Consider the following 17,744-nt stretch of genomic DNA (forward strand, 5'->3'; position numbering starts at 1 on the left):
AACTGCCTCCGGACCCTCAGAGGCTAACGACTAGTCGGGCAGGCAGAGTTCCAGATCGGCACGCGCCAGTACACCTTCGCTGCCGACGGTCGCCAGCAGATCCGCGACCGGGCCGCGGCCGGGCAGCTCGGCGCCGGGGTCCACGTCGTGCCACGGGACCAGGACGAAGGCCCGCTGGTGGGCGCGCGGGTGGGGAAGGGTGAGCACCGGGTCGTCGGAGACCACGTCCGCGTACGACAGGATGTCCACGTCGATGGTGCGCGGACCCCAGCGCTCGTCACGGACCCGGTCGAAGGCCTCCTCGATGGCCTGGCCGCGCTCCAGGAGCGAGTCCGGCGGCAGCGTCGTCTTCACGACGACCACCGCGTTGAAGTACGAGGGCTGCGAGCCGGGGTCGACGCCCCAGGGCTCCGTCTCGTACACCGGCGAGACGGCCTTGACCCGGAGGCCGGGCGTGTCCTCCAGGGCGTCGATGGCGCCCTGGAGGGTCTCCAGGCGGTTGCCCAGATTGGCGCCCAGGGAGATCACCGCCCGTTTCGGATTGGACAGTGTCACATCGGCCGCGTCGACCTGCGCGACCACGGAGGCGGGCACCGGCTGTACGGTCGGGTCGCTCTGCGCCCCGCTGGGATACACGGTCATACTCGGCTCCGGATGATGGTGATGGTGACGTCGTCGAAGGGCACGGTGATCGGGGCATCCGGCTTGTGCACGACCACCTCGACCTCCTGGACGCCTTCGTGCTTGAGGCACTGCTGGGCGATCCGCTCGGCCAGCGTCTCGATCAGGTCGACCGGTTCGCCCTTGACGACATCGACGACTTCTTCCGCCACGACGCCGTAGTGCACGGTCTTCGTCAGGTCGTCGTCGGCCGCCGCGGGGCGGGTGTCGAGGCCGAGCACCAGGTCCACGATGAAGGTCTGGCCCTCCTCGCGCTCCCGGGGGAAGACGCCATGGTGCCCACGGGCCTTGAGGCCGCGCAGCGCGACACGATCCACGCGAATCACTCCTGCTGTTCGTCGGTAGCGCGGGCGGCGCCGAGAGCGGTCGGCGTAGCCCACACATTCGAATCTACCTGCGGCCACTGACAACGCCCGATCACGGGGGCGCGTACAGAAGTCCGGGTGGGTGATACTCGCCCCTACCCCCGGGTCCGCCGGGTCAACCCTGTGGGAGCCGCCGCCCACTCAGGCGGGCGTTTCCTCGCCGTCGTCGCCGCCCGGACCGCCTTCACCGGAAGGGTCCTCTCCGGTCTCGGCCAGCACCGGCGATCCGTGGTGCGACCAGAGCTTCCAGCCCTCGGGCGTCCTGCGGAACACATTGGTGGCCACGACCAGCTGCCCGACCAGCGGGCCCAGCTCACCGGCCTCCTCGGCGGGGCCGCCGCTGAGGATGTTCTCGGTGCAGGTCACCAGGGCGGTGTCCGCGGTGATACCGACCTTCACATCGGTCAGGAAGAACTGGATGTACTCGGTGTTCGCCATGATCAGCGCGTACGACCTGAGGACGTCGCCGCGCCCCGAGAGCACCGGCCAGCCGGGGTGGACGCAGGAGATCTCGTCGTTCAGCCACAGCCCGGAGAGGGCCTCGAAGTCCCCCCGCTCCATCGTCTCGTAGAAGGTGGTGTTGGCGAGCTCGACCTCTTCGACCTCGGTGCTCGCGGTCACTTGGCTCCCTCTACGGCGCGGGCCACCCGGACCGCGTCGGCCGTGGCCCGTACCTCGTGGACCCGGACGGCCCAGGCGCCCTCGTGGGCGGCGAGCGCGGAGACGGCGGCGGTGGCCGCGTCCCGCTCGCGGGCGGGCGGCGGGGTGGCGCCGTCCCGTGCCAGTACGCGGCCGAGGAAGCGTTTGCGGGAGGCGGCGACCAGCAGGGGGTGGCCCAGGGCCCGTACCTCGGAGAGGTGGGCGACCAGGGCCAGGTCGTGCTCGGCTTCCTTGGCGAAGCCCAGGCCCGGGTCGACGACGATCCGCTCCGGCGCGATACCGCCGGCGACCGCCGCGTCCACCCGGACACGCAGCTCGGCGACGACCTCGGCGACCACGTCCCGGTAGACCGCCCGGCTGGTCATGGACTCGCTGAAACCGCGCCAGTGCATCACCACGAAGGGGGCCTCGGCGGCGGCGACCACCGGGATCATGGCGGGGTCGGCCAGTCCGCCGCTCACGTCGTTGACCAGCAGCGCACCGGCCTCGATCGCCTGCTCGGCGACGGCGGCGCGCATGGTGTCGACGGAGACGGTGACACCCTCGGAGACCAGGCCGCGCACCACGGGCACCACCCGGCGCAGCTCTTCGTCGGCGTCGACCCGGCTGGCGCCCGGACGGGTGGACTCACCGCCCACGTCCACCAGGTCGGCGCCTTCCGCGACGAGGTCGAGGCCGTGTTTCACCGCAGTGCCGGTGTCGAACCAGCGGCCTCCGTCGGAGAAGGAATCGGGCGTCACATTGACGACACCCATGACCGCGCAGCGGTCCCACTCCGGCAGTCCTGCAACCAGGCCTCGCCCGCGCAACGTACTCATACCCCCAGCCTAAGCGCTGCCCACGGGCCCGGCCGTGGAGTCCGTACGCCGACAGGGGGTGCCGGGCGGCCCGTACGGCCCAGGGGCGGCCCCGGCCGGCGGACGGGCTCGCTCGGCCCCGTTACGCCGCCTCCGCGCCGTTCTCCGTCGCGAGATGCGCGCACGGCCGTTCCTGCACCCGCTCCCGCCGGGAGAACGGCCACGGCAGGCCCAGATTGACGAACCCCTCGGCCTGCATCGCGGCGAAGCCGATGCGCGGCAGGTCGCTGGTGTTGCGGAAGACCACGAACCGCGGCTCCCAGCGCGGCCGGAACTTCGCGTTGAACTTGTACAGCGACTCGATCTGGAACCACCGGGAGAGGAAGACCAGCAGCCCGCGCCAGCCCCGCAGCACCGGACCCGCGCCGAGCTTCTCGCCGCGGGCCAGGGCCGAGCGGAACATCGCGAAGTTGAGGGAGACCCGCTCGATGCCGAGGGCGGGGGAGGCCTCCAGGGAGGCGACGATCAGCAGCTCGTTCATGCCCGGGTCGGCGGCGCGGTCGCGGCGCATCAGTTCCAGGGACATGCCGTCCGTACCCCACGGTACGAAGTGGATGATCGCCTTCAGGTCGCCGAAGGGGGATTCCGGCCCGTCGGCCTTGTGGGCCGTGGCGATCACGCAGTCCCCGTCGCCGGGGTCGCCGATCCGGCCGAGCGCCATCGAGAAGCCGCGCTCGGTGTCGGTGCCGCGCCAGGCCGCCGCTGCTGCCCGGATCCGCTCCAGTTCCGCCTCGCTCACGTCACGGACGCGCCGGACCCGCGTCTCGTAGCCACCGCGCTCGATACGCTTCACCATCTGGCGTACGTTGCGCATCGCCCGTCCGGCGAGGGAGAAATCCACCACGTCCACCACCGCCTCGTCGCCCAGTTCCAGCGCGTCGAGCCCGGTCTCGCGGGTCCAGACCTCACCGCCGGTCTCGCTGCACCCCATCACCGCGGGGGTCCAGGAGTGCAGCTTGGCCTCGTCCATGAAGCGCTCGATGGCGCCGGGCCACGCCTCCACGTCGCCGATCGGGTCACCGCTGGCGAGCATCACGCCGGAGACGACGCGGTAGCAGACGGCCGCCTTGCCGCTCGGCGAGAAGACGACGCCCTTGTCCCGGCGGAGCGCGAAGTGGCCGAGCGAGTCCCGGCCGCCGTGCTTCGCCAGCAGGGCGCGCAGCTGCTTCTCGTCCTCGTCGGTGAGGCGCGCGGCCGGATGTTCGGGACGGAAGGCCAGGTAGATCGTGGTCACCGCGGTCAGCAGGCCGAGCGAGCCGAGTGAGTAGGCGACGGTCCAGGAGGTGTTGCCCGCGTACTCGACCGGGCCCTCGAAGCCGACCAGGCCGAACAGCACGTGCTGGAGGCGGTCGACGATGCTCGGGCTGCCGACGACCCGGCCGGGGTGGACGCTGACGACGATCAGCCCGAGGCCCAGCGAGCCCGCGCCGAGCAGGACGAAGTTGGCGAGCGCCTTCCAGCGGCTGCGCGGATCGGGCAGTGCTTCGAACTCGCTCCGGTGGCGCACCAGCAGGGACAGCAGCACCAGGGAGATCAGCGCACCGACGACGGAGTGGCGGTAGACGAACTGCGCCACCGCGCCCGCGGGCAGCAGTACCACCGCGGCCCGCCAGGCCCTGCGCTTACGGCGTTTCAGCCCGTGGGCGAGGAGGAGCAGCAGCACACCGGCACAGAGGGCGAGTGCGGCGGTGAAGGGGCCGAGAGCGCCGGGCAGCACTTCGGCGACGGCATGCATCCGGCTGTGGCGGAACCGGGGGAACACTCCTCCGGCGACGTCGAGCAGACCGACGAGCGTGCAGGCCGTACCGATCAGGGCGGGAACCGTCTCCGGGCGGGGTCCCTGGACGATCCGCCGGACGCTTTTCGGAACCATTACCGACTTTTCCTCATCTACCGGCACAGACATCGCTTCCCACGGCTCCACAAGAGGTTCTGTGTCCGCCGGCCGCCGAGACCGGCGCAGCATCCGGACATTTGTGTCCTCTAGGACGGCATTTCCGGGGGGCGGGTTCATCCGCCGCCCGGAAAATCTCACAGCAGAAAGCGCACCTACCCATGGGTCTCACCAGCCACAAGGTCCTGGCACTTGCCGCACTGCTGGCCGTCGTGTCCTTCGCCGCGACGGTCTGGCTCTGGCCGCGTCTGGCGCGCCGCAGCGGGCGCGCGGTGGCGGGCCGCATCGGCCTGCTGTTCGTCACGCAGGTGGCGGTCTTCGCCTCCGTCGGACTCATGGCCAACAACTCCTTCCTCTTCTACGGCTCCTGGGCCGACCTCTTCGGGCAGGAGCAGACGCCGGGTGTGGTGGTCGACCACGAGGTGGGCAGCCGGGACGTGCACATCGTGGGGAAGCAGGGCCTGGACGTCCCCGGCGGTACGAAACCGGCGGTCGGCGGTCAGATCCAGAAGGTCGTGATCCAGGGCCGGAAGTCGAAGATAGCCAGTCCTGCGTACGTCTATCTGCCGCCGCAGTACTTCCAGCAGGCGTACGCGAAACGAACTTTCCCGGTGTCCGTGGTCCTCACCGGATACCCCGGCACCGCGGAGAACCTGCTCAAGGGTCTGCACTTCCCGAGGACGGAGTACGACCAGGTCAAAGCAGGGAAGATGAAGCCGATGGTGCTGGTGATGCTGCGGCCCACGGTGGCTCCGCCGCGGGACACGGAGTGCGTGGACATCACGGGCGGTCCGCAGAGCGAGACGTTCTTCGCCAAGGATGTGCCGGAGGCGGTCCGGACGACGTACCGGGTCGGTACCGGGCCCCGGAGCTGGGGTTTCATCGGTAATTCGACCGGTGGCTACTGCGCGCTGAAGCTGGCGATCCATCACCCGAACGTGTACGGCGCGGGGGCCGGACTCTCCGCGTACTACCGGGCGGCCGAGGACCCGACGACCGGTGACCTCTTCCAGGGCAGCAAGGCGGAGCGGGACCGGGCGGACCTGTTGTGGAGCCTGACGCACCGGCCCGCCCCGAAGACATCCCTCCTCGTCACCACGAGCAAGGCGGGCGAGGGGAACTACCGCAGCACGATGCGGTTCATGGCGAAGGTGAAGCCGCCCACCGAGGTCTCCTCGATCACGCTGACGAGCGGCGGGCACAACTTCAACACCTGGCGCCGCGAGATCCCCGCGAGCCTGGTGTGGCTGAGCAGCAGGCTCACCGGCCGCTGACGGTCTCCAGTTCCACCTCGGTCCGCGGGACGTCCCGCGCGTCGGCGGCGGTGGAACGCCGCAGCGCCTCGTGCAGCCGGGCCGGGGTGAGGACGCCGAGGAAGCGCCCCGCACTGTCCTCGTCGATCACCGCGATCCAGCCGGCGTCGTGCTGGAGCATCGTGGCGAAAGCCTGCTTGAGCGAGGCCCCGACGGGCAGCCAGGCCTCCATGCGCCGGGCGTGCTCGCGCACGGTCCCCTTGGCGGTGGCGGCCTGTTCGGCGGAGATCCACCCGTGCAGATTGTCGTCGGAGTCCAGCACGACGGCCCACCGGGCGATGTTCGCGGGCAGCGGGTCGTCGAGGTGCACGACGGGCGGCTGCTCCAGGTCGCCGGGTTCGATCGGGGTGACGGACAGCCGCTTGAGGCCCCGGTCCGCGCCCACGAAGTCCGCGACGTAGGGCGTGGCGGGCGCGCCGAGAACGGCGGCCGGGGCGTCGAACTGCTCGATCGTGCCGTGCCCGTAGACGGCGATACGGTCCCCCAGCCGGACCGCCTCCTCGATGTCGTGCGTGACGAAGAGGACGGTCTTGCGGACGGCCTTCTGGAGCGCGAGGAACTCGTTCTGGAGGTGCTCGCGGACCACGGGATCCACCGCGCCGAACGGCTCGTCCATCAGCAGGACCGGCGGATCCGCCGCCAACGCCCGTGCCACACCGACCCGTTGGCGCTGACCGCCGGAGAGCTGCTCGGGGTACCGGTCGCCGTGGACGGACGGGTCGAGACCCACCAGCTCCAGAAGTTCGGCGGCGCGGGCACGGGCCGTCGCCCGCTTGACGCCCAGCAGATGGGGAACGGTCGCGGTGTTGTCGAGAACCGTCTTGTGCGGAAAGAGCCCGACCTGCTGGATCACATAGCCGATCCGGCGGCGGAGTTCGACGGGGTCGATGGCGGATATGTCGTCCCCGTCGACGTATATCCGGCCCTCGGTCGGCTCGATGAGACGGTTGACCATTTTCATCGTGGTCGTCTTCCCGCAGCCGGACGGTCCGACGAGCGTGACCAGTTCACCTCGGGCCACCTCGAAGGAGAGGTTGCCGACGGCAGTGGTGCCGTCGGCGTACCGCTTGGTGACGTTTTCGAATCGGATCATGATTCCCCATTGTGACGGGGCCTTTGTGAAGGCCATGTTGCTGCAGTGCGACGGATCCCGGCATTGTCAGTGGCCGGGGATAGGGTCGCCACTCAGTTGCCGTAATTGGGTTTCGGATCACGGCGCGAGGCGTCACCGTGACGGGGGAGGGGGACGGGATGACGGGCGAGACATGCATACAGCGCAATGACTGGATCTGCTGGCAGTACGTCACCTCCCGCAGCCAGGAGTTGACCGACGCGACGGTCCAGCACATCTGGATCACGGTGGTCTCGGTGGCGATCGGGCTGGTGGTGGCGTTCCCGCTGGCGCTGCTCGCGCGCCGTGGGCGGATGTTCGCCGGGCCGGTGCTCGGCCTGACGACCGTGCTCTACACGGTGCCCTCGCTGGCGATGTTCTCGCTGCTGCTGCCGTGGTTCGGTCTGTCGGCGGCGCTGGTGATCACGGGGCTCGTGCTGTATTCGCTGACCATCCTCGTACGGAACATCATGGCCGGTCTCGCCGCGGTGCCCGAGGACGCGCGGGAGGCCGCGCGGGGGATGGGGTACGGACCCGGCAGGCTGCTCTGGGAGGTCGAACTGCCCCTGGCGCTGCCCGCGGTACTGGCCGGGGTGCGGATCGCGACGGTCTCGACGGTCGCGCTGACCACGGTCGGGTCGATCGTCGGAAAAGGCGGCCTGGGCAATCTCATCCAGGACGCGCTGCCGACCCTCTTCAAGGCACAGGTGCTGACCGCCTCCGTGCTCTGCGTACTGCTGGCTGTCGTGGCCGATCTGCTGCTGCTCGGCGTGCAGCGGCTGCTGACGCCCTGGACCCGAATACGGACGCCGAAGGCGGTTCGTGCGGCGGAGGCGGGCTGACCATGGGCGAGTTGACCGATGCCTGGACCTGGCTGACGACGGGGGCGAACTGGTCGGGGGAGAACGGCGCGGGGCACCGGCTGGCCGAGCACCTGACCGTCAGCGGGACCGCGTTCGCGCTGGCGTGTCTCATCGCGCTGCCGGTCGCGCTCTGGCTGGGGCATCTCGGGCGGGGCGGCGCGCTGGCCGTGAACATCTCCAACATCGGCCGGGCGATACCGACCTTCGCGGTGCTGGCCCTGCTGCTGCTGACGCCGCTGCGCACCCGGGGCGATCTGCCGACGGTGATCGCGCTGGTGCTGTTCGCGGTGCCGCCGCTGCTGACCAACGCGTACACCGGGATGCGCGAGGTGGACCGGTCGGTGGTGGAGGCGGCCCGCGGGATGGGGATGTCGGGGCGCCAGTTGTTCGTACGGGTCGAACTGCCCCTCGCGTACCCGCTGATCATGACCGGGCTCAGGTCCGCGGCCGTCCAGGTGATCGCCACCGCGACGCTCGCCGCGATGACCGGCGGCGGCGGGCTCGGCCGGATCATCACCGCCGGGTTCAACACGTACGACACCGCGCAGGTGGTGGCGGGCGCGCTCCTCGTCGCCGCGCTGGCGCTCCTCGTCGAGGTCCTGCTGGTGGTGGCCGACAAGCTGCTCGACCCGCGTCGGAAGGTCGCCTGACCGTGCCCGGTCCGAATTCCTCCGTGGCACCACGCCTCCGTGGCACCACACCTCCGTGGCACCACGCCTGTCGCTTCTCGCGTTTCACGACTCCTGGACCTACCGGCCCCTCTGTGCCGGTCGGTCTTGCATCGCCTCTTGTGTATCGCCTATCACGTGCCGTCCGGCACGTGGCATTTGGAGTGGACCTCATGATCAAGACCTCGCGGATAGCGGGCGCGGTACTCGGCGTGGTGGCTCTGACGGGCTCCCTCGCGGCGTGCGGCGGGAACAGTCTGGAGAAGGACAAGAACGGCGGGGATTCGAGCACCGCGGCCGGCTCGGGAAAGAAGGGCTCGCTCGTCATCGGCGCGGCCGGTTTCACCGAGTCCAAGGTGCTCGCCGAGCTGTACAGCCAGGTGCTGGCCGACGCGGGGTACAAGACCTCGGTCACCACGGTGAACAACCGGGAACTGTACGAACCCTCGCTGGAGAAGGGCGAGATCGACGTCGTACCGGAATACGCGGCGACGCTCGCCGAATTCCTCAACGCCAAGACGAACGGCGCGAAGCAGGCCGAGAAGAAGCCGGTGGCTTCCGGGGATGTGACGGCGACCGTCGCGGCGCTGCAGAAGCTCGCCGGACCGCGCGGACTGAAGGCGCTTCCGGCCGGCGCCGCCGTGGACCAGAACGCGTTCGCGGTGACGAAGGAATTCGCCGCGAAGAACAAGCTCAAGTCCCTTTCGGATCTGGGCAGGTCGAAGGCGAAGGTCAAGATCGCGGCGGGCGACGAATGCACGATCCGGCCGTTCTGCGAGCCGGGCCTGAAGTCGAAGTACGGCATCGATGTGACCGGCGTGGACCCCAAGGGCGTCGGTACCCCGCAGGCCAAGCAGGCCGTCAAGGACGGCACCGACCAACTGGTGCTGACCACCACGACCGACGCGACGCTGGACACCTACGGGCTCGTCCTGCTCCAGGACGACAAGCACCTCCAGAACGCGGACAACGTCCTGCCCGTCGTGAATGCGAAGGACGCGGGCAGCGCGGAGATCGCCGCGGCACTGGCGAAGCTCACCAAGGTGCTGACGACAGATGATCTTGTACAGCTGAACCGCAAGGTCGACTCCGAGCGCGCGAAGCCCGGCGATGTGGCGAAGGACTATCTGAAGTCGAAGAGCTTGATCAACTAGTGGGCCGGTGGGGAATGGAGGTAACCGCTGGGGAACAAATCCCGGTGCGGTCGTCCATTCGGCTCGCACGCACGGTAAATTTCGAGCCATGCCACGTGGACGCCACCGCCATTCCCCACCCCTGCACAGGCTTCTCCAGCCCTCGGCCGTAGCCGGTGCTTCGCTTCTTCTCGCCGCCGGCGCCTGGCTGTTCGCGGATCCTCTGGTACTTCGCTGTCTGGTCGCGGGCGCGGCAGCCGCCGCGGTGACCGGCGCGTTCCTGATGCGCAGCTGGGACCGGGTGGCCGGCCGCCGCGTCGCCGAACTGACCCGTGCGCGGGCCGGGGACGAGTGGAAGGCCGAGGAGCGGGCCGCCGAACTGGAGGGCGACCTGGAGGAGTCGCGCGCGCTGCGCGTCAAGCTGGAGGCGAAGCTGCGCTCCAAGCGGATCGAACTGGCCGGGCTGCGCGGCGAACACGCCGCCCTGCTGCGCCGGTACGCCAACGCCGAGACCGAGCGGGCCAGCGCGCTCGAAGGCCGCAGGCTCCTGGCGATCGAGGCGGCGGCCCCGGCACGGGCCGCGTTGCCCGCGGCGAACTCCACGCCCACCCCGGCCGCGTACACGAGCGCTGTCCGGGCGCTGGACGCCCTCACGCGCAACGCGGCGGCCCAGCAGGCGCAGCGGGACCGGCAGGCACGGCAGGACCGAGCCGAAGCGGTGGAACCGGAGGGGAAGCACTCGGCGGCCGTCAGCGAGCACACGGACCCGCCGTCAGCCCTCCCGGCTCCCCGGCACGTCCCCGCTTCGCAGAACCTCCCGGCCCCGCGCAACGTCCCGGCCACGGCCGTCGCGCCGTACACCCCTCAGCAGGGCCGGGCGAACCGGCCCGTGGGCCGCTTCGACTTCTTCGGCATGCAGAAGGTGCCCGCGGCCCTGGAGCCCGCGCAGCTGGAGTCCGTGCAGAACGAGGACCTGGCGGACGTGGTGGGCGCCGAGGCGATCGAGGCGCACGAGGCCGAGGCCGGCCGTGGTGGTGACGAGGAGCGCGGGATCGGCCAGGTCATCGATCTGACCGCACACGACGAGACGGAACAGCTCGACCTGACGGGGCTGCGCAGCGCGATCTCGTAGCCCGCGAACCCGCGAACCCGCGAACCCGCGAGCCCTCGGAACCCGCGAGTCCGCGAACGCCCGGCTTCCCGACCCGGCTTCCCGGCCGGGCGGCGGCCGGTCCTACTTGTCGATGTCGCCGACGACGAAGAAGAGCGAGCCCAGGATCGCCACCATGTCGGCGACCAGGGTGCCCGGCAGCAGCTCGGTCAGCGCCTGGATGTTGTTGAAGGACGCCGAGCGGAGCTTGAGGCGGTACGGCGTCTTCTCGCCCTTGGACACCAGGTAGTAGCCGTTGATGCCCAGCGGGTTCTCGGTCCAGGCGTACGTCTGGCCCTCGGGGGCCTTGAGCACCTTCGGCAGCCGCTGGTTGACCGGGCCGGGAGCCAGGCCGGCCATCCGGTCCAGACACGCGTCGGCCAGGTCCAGCGCGTTGTGGGTCTGGCCGAGCAGGACCTCGAAACGGGCGAGGCAGTCGCCCTCGTCCCGGGTGACGACCCGCAGCGTGTCCTGAAGGTCCCCGTACGCGAGGTACGGCTCGTCGCGGCGCAGGTCGAAGTCGACGCCCGAGCCGCGGGCGATGGGCCCGCTCACGCCGTACGCGTGCACGGCCTCCCGGGAGAGGACCCCCACCCCGCGGGTCCGGCCGCGGAAGATCTCGTTGCCGAGGACGAGGTCGTCGTACACGTCCATGCGCGAGCGGACATCGGCCACCGCCTCCCGCACCCGGCCGAGCCAGCCCGCCGGAAGGTCCTCCTTGAGGCCGCCGACCCGGTTGAACATGTAGTGCATCCGGCCGCCGGAGACCTCCTCCATCACCGCCTGGATCACTTCGCGTTCGCGGAAGGCGTGGAACACCGGGGTGATCCCGCCCAGTTCGAGCGGGTACGAGCCGAGGAACATCAGGTGGTTGAGCACCCGGTTCAGCTCGGCGAGGAGCGTACGGATCCAGACCGCCCGCTCCGGCACCTCCATGCCGAGCATGCGCTCGACGGCCATCACGACGCCCAGCTCGTTCGAGAAGGCGGAGAGCCAGTCGTGGCGGTTGGCGAGCATGACGATCTGGCGGTAGTCGCGGGCCTCGAAGAGTTTCTCCGCGCCGCGGTGCATGTAGCCGATGACCGGCTCGGCCTGCTGGATGCGTTCGCCGTCCAGGATCAGGCGGAGGCGGAGCACGCCGTGAGTGGAGGGGTGCTGAGGGCCGATGTTGAGCACCATGTCGGTGGTCTCCGCGGCACCGCCGATGCCGACCGTCGTCTCCGTCATACCGTCGTCTCCGTCATGCGGGCCAGTATCCCCGTGCGGACGGTGGTTTCCCCACCCGCCCCTGGCTCGGCTCCGGCTGCGGGCCCGGTCCTGCCGGCGTCATCAGCCAGCCGAACACCCCCAGCCCGCCCCGGTCCGTCAGCTCCGCGGCCTCTCCCGCCGCCGCCAGCGCCCGTACGTACGCCGTGGGATCCGTGGAGGCCAGCGTCAGCGGGGGGCGTGCGCCGGTCACGCCCAGGCGGTGCAGTGCCTCCCGCTGGGTGAGCAGGTCTCCGCCGCCGCAGGCTGCCGCGCACGCGTCCAGGGCCACGTGCGCGGTGATGTCGCAGCTTCCGTCCGGGACCGGCCGTGCCTCCCGGCCCGCGCGGAAACCGGTGAGCGTGCCGAAGGGCGGCCGGGACCCGCGCGTGTGGGAGTAGTCGACGGCGACCGCCAGACCGCCGTCGAGCGTGCCGGCCGCAGCCGCCCACGCCTCGTCGCGCGGGCGGCCGATCTCGGCCCGCAGGCCCGGCTCGGTCAGCGGCCACCAGCGGTCCAGCCACTCCGCGTCCGCCCCGGCTACCGGATCCCCGAGCCGCTCCGCGCCGTCCGACGTCCGTACCAGGACGTAGCGCGGCGTCCCGTCCGCGTCCGCCTCCGCCACATCGACCGGTACGTTGTCCAGCCACTCGTTCGCGAAGAGCAGCCCGCACACCCCGGCCGGCGGCTCCGCGGTCCACACGACCCGCTCGTCGAGGCCGGGCGGACGGGCGGCCCGCTCGACGGCGTACGCCCGTACCGGGAAACCGTCGGGCAGCGCGGCCAGCACCCCCGACAACAGTTCGCCGCGGCCCGCGCCCATGTCGACCAGGGCCGGTTCGCGGAGGCCGAGACCGGTCAGCAGCCGGGCGACCGCCGAGGCGAACAGCGGGGAGGCGTGCACCGAGGTGCGGAAGTGGCCGGCGGGCCCCTCCGGCCGCAGATAGAACCCGTCCGCCCCGTACAGCGCGGTCTCGGCCGCCTCACGCCACCCACGCCACTCATCAGTCACGGCGTCAAGTCTCCACCTTGGGGAGTACTCCCCGGGGCAGCGGATCGGCCCTCCGGTTGACCCTGACACCTGTTCGGCTTCCCTACGCTGGGTTACGTGCAGCGCCTCTACGCCTTCATCCGCAGACACCCGACCTGGGTCGACAGCTTCTGGGCCGTCGTCCTCCTCGGGATCTGCGGCGTGCAGTACGTGTTGGGCAACTACCCGGCCCATGAGCGAGCCGCGGCCGTCCCGATCGCCGTCGGGCTGTGCACCGCCGTCGCGCTGCGCCGTCGCGCGCCCGAGAAGATGCTGGTGCTGACCGCCGTGATGGGGCTCGCCCAGCTGGCCCTCGACGTCCAGTCGTCCCTGGCCGACTTCGCGATGCTGTTGCTGATCTACACGGTCGCCGCCGTCGGGAAGCGCTGGGCCTCGCGGTTCGCCCTGGTCGGCGCGTTGAGCGCGGGCACGCTCGCGCAGCTGCGCTGGCCCGAGCCGACGGTCCACAACTGGGTCCAGGAGGTCTTCTTCACGGTCGTGCTGACCGTGCCGTTCGTCCTGGCCTGGGTGCTCGGCGACTCGATGAGCACGCGCCGGGCCTACCTGGCGCAGCTGGAGGAACGGGCCGCCCGCCTGGAGAAGGAGCGCGAGGCGCAGTCGAAGGTGGCGGTGGCGGGTGAACGGGCCCGCATCGCCCGCGAACTGCACGATGTCGTCGCGCACAACGTCTCCGTCATGGTCGTCCAGGCGGACGGCGCCGCCTACGTCATGGACGCCTCGCCCGACCAGGCCAAGCAGGCCCTGGAGACCATTTCCTCCACCGGCCGCCAGGCGCTCGCCGAGATGCGCAGGCTGCTGGGGGTGCTGCGGACCGGGGACGCGCAGGAGAGCGGGGAGTACGTACCGCAGCCCGACGTGGAGCAGATCCAGGAGCTGGTCGACCAGGTCAGGACCGCGGGACTGACCGTGGACTTCCAGGTCGAGGGGACACCGCGTCCGCTGCCCAGTGGCGTGGAGCTCACGGCGTACCGCATTGTGCAGGAAGCACTCACCAATACGCGCAAGCACGGCGGGCCCGACGTGGGCGCCAGCGTTCGGCTCGTGTACTTCGACGACGGGCTCGGTCTGCTCGTCGAGGACGACGGCCGCGGCGCGGCGCACGAGCTGTACACGGACGGCGGCGCCGACGGGCAGGGACACGGTCTGATCGGGATGCGGGAGCGCATCGGGATGGTCGGAGGCACGCTGGACGCGGGCCCGCGCCCCGGCGGCGGCTTCCGGATCAGCGCGCTGCTCCCGCTCAGGCCCGCCCACTAGAAGGGATTTGTACGAAATGGCGATCCGGGTAATGCTCGTCGACGACCAGGTGCTTCTCCGCACCGGCTTCCGGATGGTGCTCGCCGCCCAGCCGGACATGGAGGTCGTCGCGGAGGCGGGCGACGGCGCCGAGGCCATCGACATCCTCAGGACGTCGGCGGTCGACGTGGTGCTGATGGATGTCCGGATGCCGAGGCTCGACGGTGTCGAGGCGACCCGGCAGATCTGTGCGCAGCCGAACGCGCCCAAGGTGCTGATCCTGACGACCTTCGACCTGGACGAGTACGCCTTCTCCGGTCTGAAGGCGGGCGCCAGCGGCTTCATGCTGAAGGACGTGCCCCCGGCGGAACTGCTCGCCGCGATCCGCTCGGTGCACAGCGGCGACGCGGTGGTGGCGCCGTCGACGACCAGGCGGCTGCTCGACCGCTTCTCACCGATGCTGCCGGGCCGGGCGTCCGGTCCCCAGCACAAGGGCGTCGGGCGGCTCACCGAGCGCGAGCGCGAGGTGATGCTGCTGGTCGCCCAGGGCATGTCGAACGGCGAGATCGCGGCGCACCTGGTGCTGTCCGAGGCCACGGTCAAGACGCACGTGGGCCGCATCCTCACCAAGCTGGAGCTCCGGGACCGGGTGCAGGTGGTGGTGCTCGCGTACGAGACGGGGCTGGTCAGGGCGGGCGGCTCGGGAGCGCGCTGAGCCGCGCCGTCGGAGGCAGGCCCGGCAGAGACCGGCCGGGCAGATCCGGCCGGGCAGCTCCTGTCGGGCAGGTCCTAGCGGAGTACCCCCTCCAGGAAGTCGCTGCCGAGCCGGGCCACCACGGTGAGGTCCAGCTGGTGCAGTACGTACCGTCCGCGGCGCCTGGTGGTGATCAGCCCGGCCCGCTTCAGCAGCGCCAGATGACGGGAGACCTCGGGCGCGGATATGCCGTGCGTGTCGGCCAGTTCGCCCGTGGTGTGCGAGGCGCGGGCCAGATCTCTGCACAGTCGCATCCGCATCGGGTGGGCCAGCGCTTCGAGCCGCAGCTTCAGCAGCTCCACGGAGGCGGGGGAGGGCAGCTCGGGCGCCGCGACCGGGTACTGGACCACCGGGCGCCAGTCCGGGCGGTGCAGCACCAGCAGGTGGGGCCAGCCGAAACTCGTCGGTACGAAGGTGAGTCCGTCCCCGGCGGGCGAGCCCATGGCCACCGACCGGCCCTCCGAGAGCTTGTCGGCGCTGATGCGGGTACCCGTCTCGTCCATCGACAGGGCGGCGGAGACCGCGGTCACGGCCTCGGCGAGGCCCTTGTGCCGCAGCAGCTCGGTCTTGTGCCGGGCGTCGGCGGCCAGCTGGAACCGTATGCGCCGCCAGGTGTCGCCGAAGAACGCCTGCTCGCAGTCCTCGAAGAGACGCCGGATCCACGCCCGGACGGTGACCGGGTCGTTCAGCAGCTGTCTGGTGAAGTCGAGCTGTCTGGGGCCGCGCGCCGCCGCGAGGTCCAGGGAACGCGCCCGCACTCCGGAGTCCGAGAGCGGGGAGGGCCCACCGATGTTGTAGGTGACGGAACAGGTGAACTCCATCGCGACGGTGACGAATTCGTCGTCCGGCAGCAGATCGAGCAGATCCAGGTCCTCGGCCAGCGTCGCTCCGGGCCTGCTGCCCGTATGCCTGTCACCCAGGTGCGCGCCGTGCGTGGGCCCGCCGTCCGTACGCCCTCTGTACGCCGGCCGGACCCCCGCGAACGGCATGAAGATGTCCGAGAACGTGGAGCGCCACAGGAATTCCGCCTCGTGCAGCCGGTCGGCGAGGTCCGCGGGGAGCGCGGCGGACGTCGCCGTGGCCCAGCCGTGCAGTCCCGGGTGGTGCCCCGGCTCGGACAGCACATGCAGGGCGTTGCCCAGCTCGGCCAGCGGCGACGGCTCGAAAGTGATCCCGTCCGGCGGCAGTCCGGTGATGTCGATGTCCACGCTCATGCATCCATGGTGCCTGCCCCCACTGACAACCGGCCGTCGATTGACGGGCCTCGTCAAACGGCGCTCAGGGGGCCGGAGCGGGCACGCAGGGTGGGGCCATGAACGCCAATCAGCAGCACATGTTCGACGCCTACCGTGCGGCCCAACGGGGGGAACTGGCTCCGCCGCTGCCCGGCAAGCACGACTGGGAGGCCATCGGGGAGATGGCGCGGACGGCGCGGATGGCGCGGTCCGCCGGGACCGCACCGTCCGGGCGCCGACGGGCAGGGCGGCGGCGCTGGTGGGGCCTGCTGCGGAGAACCGGTTGAAGCAGCCGGTACGGCGCGGGTTCCCCCTCGCAGGTCCGCCGCCGGTCACCCCACCCGTCGCACGAACTCCCGTACCGCCGACACCACGTCCGCCACCGTCCACGACAGCCCCGGCCCCGCCACCGTCACCTCGGTGAACGAGAGTTCCGGCACCCCGCCCGGCGCAGGATGGAACGGGTGGAACAGCGCCACCCCGGTCTCCTCCGCCTGCTCGACCGCCACCCGGGTCAGCATCTCCGCGTCGTACGGGAGCCACACCTGGAACTGGTGCGTGTGCGGCACCTCGGGGTTGATCCGGAACCACGCCGGCCCGGCCTCCCGGAACCCCTCCGCCAGCCCGGCCGCGACCACCTTCGCCTGAGCGACGTACGAGGCCAGCCGCGGCAGCTCCCGCTCCAGCCCCACCAGCGCCGACAGCGCGGCCGGGTACTGCTGGAAGATCTGCCCGCCGTACCGGTGCCGCCAGACCCGCGCCTCGTCGACGAGCGTTTCGGGACCCGCGAGCACCGCGCCCGAAAGGCCGTCCAGCGACTTGTAGAAGGACACGTACACACTGTCCGCGAGCCCCGCGATCTCCTTCAGGCCGTGGCCGAAGTGCGGGGTGCACTCCCACAGCCGTGCGCCGTCGAAGTGCACCACCGCGTCACGTTCCCTGGCCGCATCGACGACCGCCACCAGCTCGTCCCAGGTCGGCAGGGAGAAACCGGCGTCGCGCAGCGGAAGTTCCAGCATCAGCGTCCCGAACGGTTCGCCGAAGTCGCGCACCTCGTCGGCGGTGGGCAGCCGGGGCGCCGACGTCGGGTGGACCGTACGCAGTCCGCTCACCGTCCCGAAAGCGCCCCCCTCGTGCATCTCCGGGTGCGCCAGCGGATGCAGGGCGACCGTGGCGTTGCCCGTGCGCTCCGCCCAGCACCGCAGCGCGACCTGCTGGGCCATCGTGCCGGTGGGGAAGAAGGCCGCCGCGGGGAAACCGAGCAGCGAGGCCACCCGCTCCTCCAACGCGGCGACGACCCCGCCGCCGTACAGGTCGACGGATTCGCCGAGGTCGTACACCGTTCCCGCGTCCGCGGCCAGCGCCGTCAGCCGCTCGCCCAGCGTGGCGTGCGCGGACGGACGCGACAGTATGTGCTTCGCCCCCCGCAGCGCGGCCGTTCTGCGCTGCCGCTCGTTCTGCTCGTCCCGCTCGTTCTGCTCGTCCTGCTCGTTCTCGTCCGTGTCATGGGTCATATTCAGATCATCAC

General features: G+C 70.9%; 18 protein-coding genes. 8 read left to right on the top strand and 10 right to left on the bottom strand.

Annotated elements, in window-relative coordinates; genetic code table 11:
• Positions 1–30: 30 nt before the first annotated feature.
• From folK to OG709_RS20265, 5 genes are all read right to left on the bottom strand, one after another.
• Positions 31–642: a 2-amino-4-hydroxy-6-hydroxymethyldihydropteridine diphosphokinase gene (gene folK / locus OG709_RS20245; RefSeq protein ID WP_250305468.1), complete on the bottom strand. Its 612-nt coding sequence runs from the start codon at positions 640–642 to the stop codon at positions 31–33.
• The gene (gene folB / locus OG709_RS20250) at positions 639–998 is read right to left on the bottom strand and encodes a dihydroneopterin aldolase (protein WP_250305467.1); all 360 of its coding nucleotides are present in this window, start codon (positions 996–998) and stop codon (positions 639–641) included. The genes folK and folB overlap by 4 nt, the downstream gene beginning before the upstream one ends.
• 189 nt (positions 999–1,187) lie before the next feature.
• Positions 1,188–1,667, bottom strand: coding sequence for a nuclear transport factor 2 family protein (locus OG709_RS20255; RefSeq protein WP_266641542.1), 480 nt, complete (start codon positions 1,665–1,667; stop codon positions 1,188–1,190).
• Positions 1,664–2,524, bottom strand: a complete 861-nt coding sequence (folP, locus tag OG709_RS20260; RefSeq protein WP_250305466.1) for a dihydropteroate synthase — start codon at positions 2,522–2,524, stop codon at positions 1,664–1,666. Before folP ends, OG709_RS20255 begins: the two co-directional genes overlap by 4 nt.
• A 121-nt stretch (positions 2,525–2,645) precedes the next feature.
• A complete protein-coding gene (locus OG709_RS20265) occupies positions 2,646–4,436 on the bottom strand; it encodes a phosphatidylglycerol lysyltransferase domain-containing protein (RefSeq protein WP_250305465.1) in 1,791 nt (596 codons plus the stop codon).
• A gap of 182 nt (positions 4,437–4,618) precedes the next feature.
• On the opposite strand from OG709_RS20265, the gene OG709_RS20270 reads away from it, so the two are divergent.
• The gene (locus OG709_RS20270; protein WP_250305464.1) at positions 4,619–5,731 is read left to right on the top strand and encodes an alpha/beta hydrolase; all 1,113 of its coding nucleotides are present in this window, start codon (positions 4,619–4,621) and stop codon (positions 5,729–5,731) included.
• Here the strand turns inward: OG709_RS20270 and OG709_RS20275 are convergent.
• On the bottom strand, positions 5,718–6,863 hold the full coding sequence (locus OG709_RS20275) for an ABC transporter ATP-binding protein (RefSeq protein ID WP_250305463.1): 1,146 nt from the start codon (positions 6,861–6,863) through the stop codon (positions 5,718–5,720). The two genes, OG709_RS20270 and OG709_RS20275, sit on opposite strands and share 14 nt — an antisense overlap.
• A gap of 158 nt (positions 6,864–7,021) precedes the next feature.
• Here OG709_RS20275 and OG709_RS20280 point away from each other — a divergent pair, with 158 nt between their 5' ends.
• The 4 genes from OG709_RS20280 to OG709_RS20295 all read left to right on the top strand — a co-directional run bounded on the left by OG709_RS20280 (position 7,022) and on the right by OG709_RS20295 (position 10,677).
• Positions 7,022–7,723 carry an ABC transporter permease gene (locus tag OG709_RS20280; RefSeq protein ID WP_250305462.1) on the top strand — a complete coding sequence of 234 codons (702 nt, stop codon included), beginning with the start codon at positions 7,022–7,024 and terminating at the stop codon, positions 7,721–7,723.
• Positions 7,724–7,725: 2 nt separating this feature from the next.
• Positions 7,726–8,394 (top strand): ABC transporter permease, encoded by a 669-nt coding sequence (locus OG709_RS20285; RefSeq protein ID WP_250305461.1) that lies wholly within the window; start codon positions 7,726–7,728, stop codon positions 8,392–8,394.
• A 191-nt stretch (positions 8,395–8,585) separates the two neighbouring features.
• Positions 8,586–9,566: an ABC transporter substrate-binding protein gene (locus OG709_RS20290; RefSeq protein WP_250305460.1), complete on the top strand. Its 981-nt coding sequence runs from the start codon at positions 8,586–8,588 to the stop codon at positions 9,564–9,566.
• Positions 9,567–9,654: 88 nt separating this feature from the next.
• Complete coding sequence (locus OG709_RS20295) at positions 9,655–10,677, top strand: hypothetical protein (protein ID WP_250305459.1); 1,023 nt, start codon at positions 9,655–9,657, stop codon at positions 10,675–10,677.
• 102 nt (positions 10,678–10,779) lie between these two features.
• Here OG709_RS20295 and OG709_RS20300 read toward each other — a convergent pair whose 3' ends face one another.
• Complete coding sequence (locus OG709_RS20300) at positions 10,780–11,922, bottom strand: NADH-quinone oxidoreductase subunit D (RefSeq protein ID WP_250305458.1); 1,143 nt, start codon at positions 11,920–11,922, stop codon at positions 10,780–10,782.
• 13 nt (positions 11,923–11,935) lie between these two features.
• Positions 11,936–12,952: an SAM-dependent methyltransferase gene (locus tag OG709_RS20305; protein ID WP_329167307.1), complete on the bottom strand. Its 1,017-nt coding sequence runs from the start codon at positions 12,950–12,952 to the stop codon at positions 11,936–11,938.
• 96 nt (positions 12,953–13,048) lie between these two features.
• On the opposite strand from OG709_RS20305, the gene OG709_RS20310 reads away from it, so the two are divergent.
• Together OG709_RS20310 and OG709_RS20315 are read left to right on the top strand one after the other, a co-directional pair.
• Positions 13,049–14,248, top strand: a complete 1,200-nt coding sequence (locus OG709_RS20310) for a sensor histidine kinase (RefSeq protein ID WP_250305456.1) — start codon at positions 13,049–13,051, stop codon at positions 14,246–14,248.
• Positions 14,249–14,264: 16 nt separating this feature from the next.
• Positions 14,265–14,942: a response regulator transcription factor gene (locus OG709_RS20315; protein ID WP_250305455.1), complete on the top strand. Its 678-nt coding sequence runs from the start codon at positions 14,265–14,267 to the stop codon at positions 14,940–14,942.
• Positions 14,943–15,016: 74 nt separating this feature from the next.
• On the opposite strand, the gene OG709_RS20320 is transcribed toward OG709_RS20315, so the two are convergent.
• Positions 15,017–16,189 (bottom strand): DUF5937 family protein, encoded by a 1,173-nt coding sequence (locus OG709_RS20320; RefSeq protein WP_266644932.1) that lies wholly within the window; start codon positions 16,187–16,189, stop codon positions 15,017–15,019.
• A gap of 104 nt (positions 16,190–16,293) precedes the next feature.
• On the opposite strand from OG709_RS20320, the gene OG709_RS20325 reads away from it, so the two are divergent.
• Positions 16,294–16,503, top strand: a complete 210-nt coding sequence (locus OG709_RS20325) for a hypothetical protein (protein ID WP_250305454.1) — start codon at positions 16,294–16,296, stop codon at positions 16,501–16,503.
• A gap of 45 nt (positions 16,504–16,548) precedes the next feature.
• Here OG709_RS20325 and OG709_RS20330 read toward each other — a convergent pair whose 3' ends face one another.
• Entirely contained in the window at positions 16,549–17,730 is a 1,182-nt protein-coding gene (locus OG709_RS20330; RefSeq protein ID WP_329167312.1) for a threonine aldolase family protein, read from the bottom strand.
• Positions 17,731–17,744 lie beyond the last annotated feature (14 nt).

Origin of the sequence: Streptomyces sp. NBC_01267 (genome assembly GCF_036241575.1) — a bacterium.
GTDB lineage: Bacteria > Actinomycetota > Actinomycetes > Streptomycetales > Streptomycetaceae > Streptomyces.

Excerpts from the sequence above, each read along its gene's own strand:
- folK (WP_250305468.1), bottom strand. The coding sequence starts at position 642 with ATGACCGTGTATCCCAGCGGGGCGCAGAGCGACCCGACCGTACAGCCG.
- folP (WP_250305466.1), bottom strand. The coding sequence starts at position 2,524 with ATGAGTACGTTGCGCGGGCGAGGCCTGGTTGCAGGACTGCCGGAGTGG.
- OG709_RS20265 (WP_250305465.1), bottom strand. The coding sequence starts at position 4,436 with ATGGTTCCGAAAAGCGTCCGGCGGATCGTCCAGGGACCCCGCCCGGAG.
- OG709_RS20270 (WP_250305464.1), top strand. The coding sequence starts at position 4,619 with ATGGGTCTCACCAGCCACAAGGTCCTGGCACTTGCCGCACTGCTGGCC.
- OG709_RS20275 (WP_250305463.1), bottom strand. The coding sequence starts at position 6,863 with ATGATCCGATTCGAAAACGTCACCAAGCGGTACGCCGACGGCACCACT.
- OG709_RS20280 (WP_250305462.1), top strand. The coding sequence starts at position 7,022 with ATGACGGGCGAGACATGCATACAGCGCAATGACTGGATCTGCTGGCAG.
- OG709_RS20285 (WP_250305461.1), top strand. The coding sequence starts at position 7,726 with ATGGGCGAGTTGACCGATGCCTGGACCTGGCTGACGACGGGGGCGAAC.
- OG709_RS20290 (WP_250305460.1), top strand. The coding sequence starts at position 8,586 with ATGATCAAGACCTCGCGGATAGCGGGCGCGGTACTCGGCGTGGTGGCT.
- OG709_RS20295 (WP_250305459.1), top strand. The coding sequence starts at position 9,655 with ATGCCACGTGGACGCCACCGCCATTCCCCACCCCTGCACAGGCTTCTC.
- OG709_RS20300 (WP_250305458.1), bottom strand. The coding sequence starts at position 11,922 with ATGACGGAGACGACGGTCGGCATCGGCGGTGCCGCGGAGACCACCGAC.
- OG709_RS20315 (WP_250305455.1), top strand. The coding sequence starts at position 14,265 with ATGGCGATCCGGGTAATGCTCGTCGACGACCAGGTGCTTCTCCGCACC.
- OG709_RS20325 (WP_250305454.1), top strand. The coding sequence starts at position 16,294 with ATGAACGCCAATCAGCAGCACATGTTCGACGCCTACCGTGCGGCCCAA.
- OG709_RS20330 (WP_329167312.1), bottom strand. The coding sequence starts at position 17,730 with ATGACCCATGACACGGACGAGAACGAGCAGGACGAGCAGAACGAGCGG.